General features: G+C 33.9%; 11 protein-coding genes. 6 read left to right on the forward strand and 5 right to left on the reverse strand.

Annotated features, from left to right (window positions below; genetic code table 11):
* Positions 1-97 precede the first annotated feature (97 nt).
* From CVULP_RS04975 to CVULP_RS04985, 3 genes are read left to right on the forward strand one after another with little or no spacing between them, the layout of a single operon-like run.
* Complete coding sequence (locus tag CVULP_RS04975; protein ID WP_099461081.1) at positions 98-1201, forward strand: efflux RND transporter periplasmic adaptor subunit; 1104 nt, start codon at positions 98-100, stop codon at positions 1199-1201.
* Complete coding sequence (locus CVULP_RS04980) at positions 1201-4326, forward strand: efflux RND transporter permease subunit (protein WP_099506987.1); 3126 nt, start codon at positions 1201-1203, stop codon at positions 4324-4326. The genes CVULP_RS04975 and CVULP_RS04980 overlap by 1 nt, the downstream gene beginning before the upstream one ends.
* A complete protein-coding gene (locus CVULP_RS04985) occupies positions 4319-5755 on the forward strand; it encodes an efflux transporter outer membrane subunit (protein WP_099507001.1) in 1437 nt (478 codons plus the stop codon). The genes CVULP_RS04980 and CVULP_RS04985 overlap by 8 nt, the downstream gene beginning before the upstream one ends.
* Positions 5756-5766: 11 nt before the next feature.
* On the opposite strand, the gene cmeU is transcribed toward CVULP_RS04985, so the two are convergent.
* On the reverse strand, positions 5767-6015 hold the full coding sequence (cmeU, locus tag CVULP_RS04990) for a CmeU family protein (RefSeq protein WP_099461083.1): 249 nt from the start codon (positions 6013-6015) through the stop codon (positions 5767-5769).
* A gap of 129 nt (positions 6016-6144) precedes the next feature.
* On the opposite strand from cmeU, the gene CVULP_RS04995 reads away from it, so the two are divergent.
* Positions 6145-7479 (forward strand): coproporphyrinogen III oxidase family protein, encoded by a 1335-nt coding sequence (locus CVULP_RS04995; RefSeq protein WP_099506986.1) that lies wholly within the window; start codon positions 6145-6147, stop codon positions 7477-7479.
* A 7-nt stretch (positions 7480-7486) separates the two neighbouring features.
* Here CVULP_RS04995 and hemJ read toward each other — a convergent pair whose 3' ends face one another.
* Genes hemJ through CVULP_RS05015 form a run of 4 tightly spaced genes read right to left on the reverse strand, consistent with a single transcriptional unit; the run spans position 7487 to position 11675 of the window.
* Positions 7487-7939, reverse strand: coding sequence for a protoporphyrinogen oxidase HemJ (gene hemJ, locus CVULP_RS05000; RefSeq protein WP_099461085.1), 453 nt, complete (start codon positions 7937-7939; stop codon positions 7487-7489).
* On the reverse strand, positions 7923-8384 hold the full coding sequence (lspA, locus tag CVULP_RS05005; protein WP_099461086.1) for a signal peptidase II: 462 nt from the start codon (positions 8382-8384) through the stop codon (positions 7923-7925). The genes hemJ and lspA overlap by 17 nt, the downstream gene beginning before the upstream one ends.
* On the reverse strand, positions 8377-9714 hold the full coding sequence (gene glmM / locus CVULP_RS05010; RefSeq protein WP_099461087.1) for a phosphoglucosamine mutase: 1338 nt from the start codon (positions 9712-9714) through the stop codon (positions 8377-8379). The genes lspA and glmM overlap by 8 nt, the downstream gene beginning before the upstream one ends.
* Positions 9715-9767: 53 nt before the next feature.
* Complete coding sequence (locus tag CVULP_RS05015) at positions 9768-11675, reverse strand: hypothetical protein (RefSeq protein ID WP_252195530.1); 1908 nt, start codon at positions 11673-11675, stop codon at positions 9768-9770.
* Between the two features lie 237 nt (positions 11676-11912).
* On the opposite strand from CVULP_RS05015, the gene plsY reads away from it, so the two are divergent.
* Both plsY and CVULP_RS05025 read left to right on the forward strand, forming a co-directional pair.
* A complete protein-coding gene (gene plsY / locus CVULP_RS05020; protein ID WP_099461088.1) occupies positions 11913-12524 on the forward strand; it encodes a glycerol-3-phosphate 1-O-acyltransferase PlsY in 612 nt (203 codons plus the stop codon).
* Positions 12509-12832, forward strand: a complete 324-nt coding sequence (locus CVULP_RS05025; RefSeq protein ID WP_099461089.1) for a dihydroneopterin aldolase — start codon at positions 12509-12511, stop codon at positions 12830-12832. The genes plsY and CVULP_RS05025 overlap by 16 nt, the downstream gene beginning before the upstream one ends.
* Positions 12833-12834: the final 2 nt, after the last annotated feature.

Genomic DNA, 12834 nt, shown 5'->3' on the forward strand with positions numbered 1-12834 from the left:
TTCTCTTTTATTAACTAATTTTATATAAAATGATGTTTCTTTAAAAAAGAGTAATATAAATTACTAAAAAAATAATTTAAATTTTAAGGTAAATGAAATGAATAAATTTAGCAAAAAAACTTTAATATTTTTAAGTGCCGCTGTGCTTTTTAGTGCTTGCTCTAAAGAGGAGGAGCAAAAAAGACAAATGCCCCCTCAACCCGTTAGCACCATAATAGCACAAAGTGAAAATATCCCTTTACATTTTAGTTATCCAGCACAGCTTGTAAGTGATTACGATGCTTTTATTAAACCGCAAGTTAGCGGAGTAATCATAGAAAAATTCTTTGAAGCTGGTCAAAAGGTAAAAAAAGGCGACAAGCTTTTTTTAATCGAGCCTGATAAATTTGAGGCAAATGTGAATATGGCTTATGGTAAAGCCTTAAATGCAAGGGCTAATTACGAAAATGCAAACAAAGAATTTAAAAGAAATAAAATCTTAATCGAAAAAAAGGCAATTTCCCAAAAAGAATTTGATACAAGCCTTGCAAATTACAATAGTTCCAAAGCAAATCTTACTAGCGCAAGAGCTGAACTTCAAAACGCAAGGATAGATTTAGCTTATACCGAAGTTAAAGCTCCCTTTGATGGTATGGTAGGTGATGCCTTAATTAATATAGGAACCTATGTAAATGCCAGCTCTACTGAACTTGTAAGGATTACCAATTTAAACCCTATTTATGCAGATTTTTACATTTCAGATACTGATAAATTAAAACTTAAACGCAATATTGATAGTGGTAAATGGGAACTTGATAATTTAAAGGCTAACTTTAAACTTAATGGAATTGATGTTGAAGGAAATTTAACTTTTATCGATTCTGTGATTGATGCAAAAAGCGGAAGTGTTAAGGCTAAAGCGGTATTTGATAATCAAAATGGCACTTTATTACCGGGAATTTTTACCACTATTACTTCACAAGGCTTTATACAAAAAGATGGCTTTAAAGTGCCTCAAATAGCGATTTTAAGAAATCAAGAGGAGATTTATGTCTATACTCTTGTTAATGGCGAGGTTGTTAAAACGCCTATTAAGGTTGTTTATCAAACAAATGATTATGCAGTGGTGAGCAGTGGCTTAAAAAATGGCGATAAGATTATTATGAATAATTTTAAGAAGATAAGACCAGGCTCTAAAGTCAGTGAAATGGGGAGCAAATAATGTTTTCTAAATTTTTCATAGAAAGACCCGTTTTTGCTTCTGTTGTGGCGATTATCATCTCTTTAGCGGGGACAATAGCACTTTATTCTTTACCCGTGGAACAATACCCTACCCTAACGCCCCCAACCGTTAGTGTCAGTGCCACTTACACGGGTGCAGACGCACAAACCATCTCAGAAAGCGTAGCCATACCCATAGAAGATGCTATTAATGGTGTTGAAAATATGATTTATTTAGAATCCACCTCTTCAGCCTCCGGTCAAATGAGACTTACAGCGTATTTTGACATCGGCACAGACCCAAATCAAGCCACAGTTGATGTGAATAATAGAATTTCTTCTGCCACAGCTAAATTACCAGAAGCTGTTAAAAAACTAGGTGTTACGGTAAGAAAATCAAATTCAAGCATACTCGAAGTTATAGCATTATATTCAACAGATGGCTCTATGAATGCGGTAGATATTTATAATTATATCACCTTAAACATTATCGATGATATTAAAAGAGTTCCCGGCGTTGGCGATGCCTTTGCGATAGGAAATAGAAACTATTCTATGCGCGTATGGCTTGATCCAAATTTGCTTAATAAATACCAAATTACCTCAAAAGAGGTTTTAAGTGCCATAGAGGAGCAAAATGCACAATATGCCACAGGTAAAATAGGTGAAGAACCCGTAACGCAAAAGTCTCCCTATGTTTATTCTATCACTATGCAAGGGAGATTAAAAAGCTCACAAGAATTTGGTGAAGTGATCCTAAGAGTTAATGAAGACGGCTCTTTTTTAAGACTTAAAGATGTCGCAGATATAGAGCTAGGCTCTCAACAATATGTCGCCCAAGGGCGTTATAATGGCAATGACGCCGTGCCTATCATCATCAATCTTCAATCAGGAGCAAATAGCGTTAATACCGCTAAATTAGTCGGCGAAAAATTAGAAGAGCTTTCTAAAAATTTCCCAGCAGGCTTAGCCTATAATGTCCCCTATGACACAACAACCTTTGTAAAAGCTTCCATTTATGAAGTTTTGAAAACCTTTGTTGAAGCTTTGATTTTGGTTATTATCGTAATGTATTTGTTTTTAAAGAATTTCCGCTCCACTCTCATACCGATGATAGCCGTGCCAGTTTCACTTTTAGGAACCTTTGCAGGACTTTATTTATTAGGCTTTAGTGTGAATTTACTCACTCTTTTTGCCCTTGTTTTAGCCATAGGGATAGTCGTTGATGATGCCATTATTGTGGTAGAAAATGTCGATAGAATTTTACACGAAGATCCAAATATTTCAGTAAAAGACGCTACCATTAAGGCTATGGAGGAAGTAGCCTCGCCTGTTGTTTCTATCGTTTTGGTGCTTTGTGCTGTTTTTATCCCTGTCTCTTTTATTTCGGGCTTTGTGGGAGAAATTCAAAAACAATTCGCCCTTACTCTAGCCATTTCTGTGGCGATTTCAGGCTTTGTTGCCCTTACTTTAACCCCATCTTTATGCGCCTTATTTTTGAAAAGAAATAATGGAGAGCCTTTTATTTTTGTGAAAAAATTTAACGATTTTTTTGACTGGTCGACTAAAATTTTTAGTGCGGGCGTGGCTTATATCTTAAAGAGAGTAATGCGTTTTGTGATGATTTTTGGCATTATGCTTGGGGGGACTTATTATTTATATCAAAATGTGCCAAGCTCACTTGTGCCGACAGAAGATCAAGGGATCATTATGTCTATCATTAATCTCCCTGCCGCTTCATCGCTACACAGGACCATAGATTTTATTGATAAAACAACTAAAAATGATATTATAGGACAAAATGGCATTAATTCAAGTATGGCTTTAATTGGCTTTGACCTTTTTACCAACTCTCCTAAAGAAAATGCTGGAGCTATGTTTATCCAGCTTGATGATTGGGCAGATAGAAATGTAACCTCCTTTGAAATCGTTCAAAATCTTAACATCAAACACGCTTTCAATCCAGAAGCACAAACCTTTTTCCTCGATCCTCCGCCTATACCTGGGCTTAGTATCACGGGCGGTTTTGAAATGTATGCGCAAAATAGAAGTGGTAAAAGTTATGATGAAATTCAAGCTGATGTCGATAAATTAGTCGCCGCAGCAAATCAAAGAGTAGAATTAACGGGAGTTAGAACAACGCTTGATACAAGATATCCGCAATTTAAACTTGAAATTGACAGAGACAAACTCAAATACTACAAACTTAATATGCAAGATGTTTTTGCTACGGTTAGCTCAACCATAGGAACTTATTATGTCAATGACTTTTCCTTACTAGGCAAGAATTTCCAAGTCAATGTCCGTGCAAAGGGTGATTTTAGAAATACCCAGGAAGCCCTTAAAAATATCTATGTTAAATCAAGCGATGGACAAATGATCGCTCTTGATTCTATCCTTACGCTTAAAAGTAGTGCGGGTCCTGATGATGTGAAGCGTTTTAATCTCTTTCCAGCTGCACAAATTCAAGGCTCTCCAGCTCCTGGATACAGCTCGGGACAAGCTATGGCTGTAATGGAGGAACTTACTAAAGAATTTTTAGGCGAGGACTATACTCTTGCTTGGTCAGGCACTTCTTATCAGGAAGCCACCAACTCAAACACGGGCTCCATAGCCTTCGTATTGGGTATGATTTTTGTTTTTTTAATCTTAGCCGCACAATATGAAAGATGGCTTATGCCTTTAGCAGTTATCACCGCTGTGCCTTTTGCCCTTTTTGGCTCTTTGCTTTTTATATGGTTAAGAGATTTTTATAACGATGTGTATTTTCAAACGGGTCTTTTACTACTCATAGGACTTTCTGCTAAAAATGCTATCTTAATCGTGGAATTTGCTATGGAAGAGCATCTTAAAAAGGGAAAAAATATCTTTGATGCTTCCGTGGAGGCAGCAAAATTAAGATTTCGTCCTATTGTGATGACTTCTTTGGCTTTTACTTTAGGAATTTTACCTTTGATGATTTCAAGCGGTGCAGGAAGTGCCGCAAGACACGCTCTTGGAACAGGGCTTATCGGCGGTATGATAGCTGCTTCAACCTTAGCAATCTTCTTTGTGCCTTTATTTTTCTATCTTTTAGAAAGCTTTAATGCTTGGCTTGATAAAAAAAGGGGGAAAGTGCATGCGTAATTTAGTGCTTATTTTAACGGCGTTTTTGCTAGGGGCTTGCTCTTTGAAGCCTAATCTTAAAATCAATGAGGCAAATTTCACAAGTATGGATAGTAATGTAAGCATTGAAAAAGAATGGTGGAAAGCTTTTAATGATAATCACTTAAATCTTTTAGTCGAAAAAGCTTTAAAAAATAATGCCGACTTAAAAATCGCTTACATCAATCTGGAACAAGCTGCCGCCCAGCTTGGTATAGACAGAAGTGATCTGCTTCCAAAACTTGACGCTAGTGCAAATGCAAATAGAGCCAAAAGCTCCATTAACGCACCTAACAATAAAACAGGAACTTTCAGTTATAACAATAGCTTTGATATGGGGCTTAATCTAAGCTATGAAGTGGATTTATGGGGAAAATACCGCGATAATTATAATGCCTCTTATGAGAGCTTGAAAGCAAGCGAATTTGACTATGTGGCAGCGAGACTTTCTATTATCTCCAATGTGGTGCAAATGTATTTTAATAGTGCAAATGCTTATGAGGCTATGCAAATTTACAAAGAAACAATGCAAGCTTACACTCAAACTTACGAACTTAAGCGTTCTTTGTATGAAATAGGTGCCATAGGAGAATACGAACTAGCTCAGTCAAAAGCCGAACTTCAAAGCGTTAAGGCTCAATATATCAATGCTATTAACACTAAAGAAAGCTATCTAAAAGCTTTAAAAATCTTAACAGCAGATGAGTTAGACGATGTGCTTTATAAGGAAGAAAATTATCAAAAATTTACGCATTTTGCCAAGTCCTTACCTGAGGGAATTTCAAGCACCATTTTACTCCAACGCCCAGATATTAATGCTGCTTTAAGTCGTCTCACTCAGCAAAATTATTTAGTTGGTGTGGCAAGAAGTGCTTTTTTACCAAGTCTTTCTTTAACGGGACTTTTGGGTTTTGAGAGTGGAGATTTAGATATTCTCGCAAAAGATGGCAGTAAGGCTTGGAGTGTGGGTGGGAAGTTTTTAATGCCTATTTTTCACTGGGGTGAAATTTATCAAAATGTTAATTTAGCTAAGCTTAGCAAGGATAAAGCCTTTGTAAATTATGAAAATACCCTTAAAACGGCTTTTGCGGAGGTTCGTTATGCCCTTTCTCAAAGAAAAACAAGTATGCAAAATTATGAAAACTATAAAGCTTTACTCGAAGCTCAACAAAAAATTTATGATTTGGCTAGCATTCGTTATGAAAATGGAAGCATACCGCTAATAGAATATTTAGATGCTAGAAGAAATTTGCTAAATGCTAAAATTTCTTACGCTAATGCAAATTATCTTATGGCAAATTCTATCGTTGAAGTCATTAAAGCCTTTGGTGGTGGGTTTGAAATGAGTAAAAATTTAAGCAAAGAAATAGAAGAAGATGCAAAAAAGTTTGATATGTCTTTTAGGGAGTAGAACTCCCTAATTTATTTTTTTAAATCTTTAGAGGGGTTGATTTCATAAGCCTTAAAAAGTGGCGGCAGAAGCTTTCTTATCGCATAATCAAAATGATAAAATTGCTTATAAACCTCTTCAGCATTAAGTTCATTTTTCTTAGAAAAATCGAAAGCGTCTATATTTTCTTTCTTGCTAAGATGAGTGTCAAAATATTGAAAAAACTCCTCTCTTTTGGCGAAAAAATCCTTAAGATTTACTACAATTTGCTCTTTTTCCATTGTATCTCCTTAGTATTTAATGATAAAAAATTTATAGCATTTTTACACTCAAAAAACAAGAAAATTTAACTTTTATTTAGTAAAAAATTGCTAAAGTTACGACTTTTATATTTAAATGCAGGTAAAATAATGAATTTCTTTCAAAATTTAGCACTCAAATATTCACACACTATGATGCAAAAAGCCCTTAACAATAATCTTAAAGTTGAGCTTTTAAAAGAACCTCAAGCAAAAATCGCTAAAGAAAAATCCTATATGCTTTATGCTCATATACCATTTTGTCATACTTTTTGTCCTTATTGTAGCTTTCATAAGTATTATTATGATGAAAATTTGGCTAAAAATTATTTTGAAAGTTTAAGAGAAGAACTTAAAATCATCAAAAATAAGGGCTTTGATTTTAATGCTATGTATGTGGGAGGCGGCACAACACTTATTGACGAAGAGGAGCTTTTAAAGACCTTAGAGCTTTGCAAAAAGCTTTTTAACATTAAAGAAATTTCTTGCGAAAGCGACCCAAATCACATTGATCCCAAAAAACTTTCAATGTTTAAAGGCTTAATTGATAGACTAAGTTGCGGGATACAAAGTTTTGATGATGAGACCTTAAAAAAGGTTGCAAGGTATCATAAATTTGGCTCTAGTGAAGTTTTACAAGAAAAAATTTCAAAAGCTTTGGGAATTTTACCCATTTTTAGCATTGATTTAATTTTCAATCTTCCTACTCAAAGCAAAGAACAACTTTTAAATGACCTAAGAATCGCTAAAAAATTATCTCCTCAACAAATCACAACCTATCCTTTAATGAAGTCAAATTTAACAAAAGATAATATAGCAAAATCCTTAGGCGTCAGCTTTAAAGACAATGAATTTGAGTTTTATCAAATTATTTGCGAATTTTTTAAAGATTATACGCAAAATAATGCTTGGAGCTTCTCCTTAGAAAAAAATAAATTAAATGATGAGTATGTTAGCTCACATCACGAGTATTTAGGAGTTGGTAGTGGAGCTTTTAGCTTTTTAGATGGTGAGCTTTTAATTAACGCTTTTAATCTTAATACCTACACTACTCTCATCAAAGAAAAGCAAAATGCTAACATTGCTAAAGCACATTTTAGCCAAAAAGAAAGGCTTAAATATGTCTTTTTGACTGAAATTTTTTCAGGAAGTATTGAACTAACTTACTTTAATCACACACTAAAGTGCGACCTAGAAAAAGAGCTTTTCATCGAGCTTAAGGCACTTAAAATATGCGGAGCAATTTACAAAGAGGGGGATATTTTAAGGGCTAGCAAATTTGGAAAATATCTTTTTATGGTTTTAATGAAAGATTTTTACACGGGAATGGATTTAGTAAGAGCTGTCTTTAGAGATGATGCTAGGCTTAAAAATAAAGATTTCATTGATATTATGCGTGAAGATGTCGATCCACTCAACGCACAAAATATGGAATTTAAAGCCTAAAAAGGCTTTAAAAAGGACGCACAACCATCATTAAAGCAATGATGATAAATAAAAGCGTTGGAATTTCATTATAAATTCTAAAATATCTTCCGCTCTTTGTCGAAGTGCCATTTGCCAAGGCTTTAAGGCAGAAAAAATTATGGATATGGTAAAAAATAAGCAAGGTCGCACAAGTTAATTTCGCATGCATAAAACCAGAGCCTATCATCAAAACTTCCTTATGTGCGTGAAGCATCAAACTTCCACTAATAATAGCCACAATCATAGCCGGAGTGCTAATCGCCCAAAAAAGCTTTCTTTCTTGCACCTTTACCACACTTACAAAGCCCTCGTTCTGTCTATTTTCTGCGTGATATACAAAAAGTCGCGGCAAATAAAAAAGTCCCGCCATCCACGAAACAAAACTTAAATAATGCACAAATTTAATCCACGCATAATACTCATTAATCCATTCTGTCATTTTTACCTCTTTTTAAAAAAAATTCTTTAATCAAAATCAAAGCAACACTAAGATTTATCATTACATCAGCCACATTAAAAATGGCAAACTCAAAACCCTTATGCCAAAAAAACATATCCACAACTCCGCCGTGGATAAAACGATCAAGCAAATTCGAACACCCTGCTCCTAGCATCAAGCCAAAAGCCACAATATGCTCTTTCAAAAATTCTTTTTGCCAAAAAAGATAAGCGAAAAGAATAAGTAAAATTCCTAAATGTAAATACTTTAAATAATGCTCCAAAAAACTCAGCATCGAAAAAGCAACGCCCGTATTTAAAGCAAAAGTAAGGTCTAAATACTCACTTTGATAACGCATACCTTTTAAGGTTAAAATTTTTACAATTTGGTCAAAGATAAAAACCAAAATGAAAAAAAACCAAAAAATTTTATAATGCTTAATCATTTAAAACTTTCCTAAAAAAAGCCTCCACGCCTTTCATCTCTTTTTCTAAAAGTTTGCTATCCTTTGCCTCCAGCAATAAGCGGATTAAATTTTCCGTGCCAGAATAGCGAAAAAGACTATTGATACCCTTTTTATCAAGCTCTACTTTAAGCTCTTTTAAGCCTTTAAGCTTATTTAAATCTTTCTTTTGAGAGATTTTAAGATTATGTAAAAGTTGAGGATAAGGCTTAATTTGTCCTAAGACAGCACTTGCGCTTTTTTTCTTTGAAAGCATTAGAGCAGAAAACTGAAGTGCAGCAATAAGTCCATCGCCTGTCTTAGCATAATCGCTAAAGATAATATGTCCGCTTTGCTCTCCGCCAAAATTCCCCCCGCAAGCCTTAAGCTTTTCAAGCACGAATTTATCGCCAACATTGCAAGTTTCAAGCTCTATGCCATTTTTATTTAAAAACTCCTTCAATGCCCCATTACTCATAATAGTCGCCACAACTTTAGACTTTAACTTACCTTGCTCTTTGAGATGTAGAGCTAAAACACCCAGCAAACTATCACCATTTGCCACAACGCCCTTTTCATCGACTACGACAAGCCTATCCGCATCTCCATCAAACGCAAAGCCCACATCAGCACGGAGTTTTTTAACCTCCATAGCTAAATTTGCAGGGTGCAACGCACCACAATTATCATTAATATTAAGCCCATTAGGCGTATCACTCATCACAATCACCTCCGCACCAAGCTCCTTAAAAATAGTCGGTGCGACCTTATAAGCTGCTCCGTGTGCGACATCAAGCACAACTCTTAAAGATTTTAAAGTCAAATCTTTAGGAAAAGAATTTTTAATACTTACAATATAACGCCCTATCACATCATCAATTCTCTTTGCTCTGCCAATTTGCTCCATTGTAACTTTCGAGCTTTCAAGTAATTTATCATCAAAATAAATTTGTTCGATTTTTTCCTCTATCTCTTCACTGAGCTTATTACCGTGCGAGTCAAAAAATTTTATGCCGTTATCAAAATAAGCATTATGAGAAGCTGAAATCATAATCCCCGCATCACAACGCATATCCTCCGTTAAAAAAGCGATAGCAGGAGTTGGCATAGGTCCTATTTGTATAACATTATAGCCTATGGAGGTAAGCCCTGAAACTATGGCGTTTTCTATCATATAGCCACTTTTTCTTGTATCTTTACCGACTAAAATATTATTTGTAATCGCCTTATCTTTAAAATAAATTCCAGCCGCCATCGCTAAACGCATCGCTAAAAAGCTATCTAAGAACTCTCCCGCCTTGCCGCGAACTCCGTCCGTTCCAAAAAGTTTCATTTTTAATCCTTGATTAAAATTTGAAAGGATTTTAACCTAAGATAGCAAATAACTTATTTTAAAATTTCATACTTTAGCATTTTAGGTCGGATTTTATCCAAATGTAAAGCTCTAAGTTTAGCCTTTAAATTCACTATTTTTGGGTAAAGATTGTGTTCTTTCCATAATTTACCATATTCATTTTTCTTATATTTTTCTATATTTTTTAAGCCTTTAAGCTTAGTTTCCTTGCAAAGTTCTTGATAAAGCTGATAAATTTCACTCTTTTTTCTTTTATTATCTAGTAATTTATCGGCAGTTTCCCAAAATTTGGAATAAATATCGCAGTCATTTTTTTGAGTGTAAAAAGCATACAATAAACAATTTTGCAAAAAATCCTTATCATTTTGATAAATCGTCCCGCCATCACCGCTTTTATAAACCGTATCTATAATACGGTAATCTTTAAAATCATCTCTAATGTAGCCATTTTCACTCACTTCATCTCTTGCTGCGCAAAAAAGTGGGATAACTTTTAGTAAATTTACCTCACTCACCCATTTTTTGCCATATTTAGCATTTGAATTAAGACTTCCTGTAAGACGAGGCGAGGCAAAAGAAAAATTCCTAGCTTCTATCACACAAATTCCGTTTTCTACTCCCTCGTCTTCATATAAGCTTGAAATCGTGCTATGCACTTTTTTAACAACAAAATCATCATCTATATCATTTTTAAAATGCAATTCTTCATAAAATTTATCCTCATTTCTCCAGCTCATCAAAGCAATAGCACTTTCACTAGCATTGAAAAATTTGCGGTTACACAAATAGCACTCGGCGACTTTTTTATTGATTAAATTTCTTGATTTCCAAATTTTAATAGGACCATAGTGGATATACGCATAAGGCTTATAAAACTCAAAAGCAGAAAAGCAAAACTGCTCATCTAAATCCTCTCCGACTTTTTGTATTTGTGTATGCACCCAAGTTTTTTGATATTTTGAGTTTATACCGCCTTCTTTATTTGAATTTGTTTGTGCATAGGGTGGATTTTCTAAGAAAATCACGGCTAATTTTTGAGCTTTATGCTTTTGCTTATAATCAAGAATTGCTTTTTTGTAAAATTCCACTCCGCTTTTTGAAAGACTATCTATAACCTTAACTTCAGCCCTATCCATAAAGCGAATATTTGCTGTTAAAGCTTCTGCTTCATTAATCGTCCCTAAAATCATATGCGAATAATGCTTTTTATCAAATTGACTTTGCAAATTCCCCACGCCAACACATCTATCCACAATAACATAATCATCATAGCCATCTTTTTGACTCTGCTTAATGGCATTTAAAACATATTGTGTTGAAATTTTGACATATTGATGCGGAGTAAAAAACGCTCCTTGCATTTTTTGGACATATTTTTCATTCATTTTGTCATTATTTAAAATAAGTCTATTAATATCTTGTTTTTTATAATCAAAGGACTTAAACCAGCCTATAACGCCCTGCTCTAATTTTGCATACGCTTCAATTTTTTCTTTGATATCAAATACCTTATAAATATTTTGAATCACTTCAACCAAATCGACTTCATTATCCATCAAATCATATTCATAAGTTTCTTTTGTGTCTTCAAAAAATTTACTAAATTCCTTCGGGCTTTCATACCAGTCAAATTTCTTTACAAGTTTGCAATGGCAATCATACACTTCAACTAAAAATGTTTTTAGCTCCACATAAATGCGGTAGTAGGGGATTTTTTCTCCCTTTTGCTTTAATCTTTTAGGAATAGTTAGATAAAGCTCCTCATAAGCTCTTTTAACGCCATCTTCCTCATTTTCATCAAGCTTACACTCTATAATAGCATTGCCAATAATCCCATCACTTTGATTTTTATCCATATTTTCAGGCTTTATATCTTTAAAGCCATTTTGCTTAAGCCATACATAAAAGACTCTTTGCCCAGCCACTTCCTGCTCTAGCATTCTACTTATAATGGCATTTTTGTTAGTCCTAGCAAATTTTCATTTAAGATATTTTCTAAAATTTCTTTATTTTTCTTAACACTCATTCGCTTTACCTTATTTTAATGAAACAAAAAGCTTATTTTATACTAAAAATTTACAAAAAGGATTAAAAATATTTTCACTCATAAAAATTTAAATTTTGTTTATTTTATTTTGTAAAAATTAGGAAATCAAAAAGGCTTAGTAAAGGAAAAAATGGAAAATTTAAGTATTTACGCTTTAGCTTATCTTCTAGGTTCTGTGCCTTTTGGCTTGATTTTAGCTAGAATTTTTGCTAAGGTCGATATTAAAAATCAAGGCTCAAAAAGCATAGGCGCAACAAATGTTTTAAGAGTTGTCAAGCAAGAAAATCCCAAACTTGCAAAAAAACTCGCCATAGCTACCATTGTGCTTGATTTTGCTAAAGCTTTTGTGCCTCTTATGGTGCTAAAATTCTTAAATTATGATTTAAATTTACTTTGGAGTGTAGCAGTTTTGACCATTTTTGGACACTGCTTTTCGCTTTATCTCTTTTTTGAAGGCGGAAAGGGTATAGCCACAGGAGCTGGAGCTATGGCTGTGCTTTTACCTTTAGAAGTTTTGAGTGCTTTTATAGCGTGGCTTATTATAGGAAAAGTTTTTAAAATTTCTTCTTTAGCCTCACTTATGGGACTTTTAGCCTTTATTATTACTTCTTTTGTGTTTAATTATGATATGCCCATCATAGACACTCACGCCCCTGTGTTTATCATCGCTTTTATCATACTTTATAAGCATTTACCCAATATCAAAAGATTACTTTTTAAAGAAGAATGCAAAGTCATATAAAAATCAAGCTTAAATTTAAGTGCATTATAGGAATTTTAGCTAAAGAGCGTGTCAAAAAACAAAAAATCATCGTTAAAATTAAGGCAAAAAGCGATGATTTTTTAGACTATGCTAAGGTTGCAAAATGCGTTAAGAACAACTATAAAGAGCAAAAATTTCAAACCATAGAAGATTCTTTAAATTTTATGGGTGCTAACTTAAAAGAACTTTTTCCTCAAATTTTTTACCTAAAAATCACAACTTTTAAACCAAAAATTCTCAAAAATGCTAAAGTTGGTGCTAGCATGCGGTTTATTTTTAAGGAGTAAAA

This window comes from Campylobacter vulpis (assembly GCF_014217995.1).
GTDB classification, from domain to species: domain Bacteria; phylum Campylobacterota; class Campylobacteria; order Campylobacterales; family Campylobacteraceae; genus Campylobacter_D; species Campylobacter_D vulpis.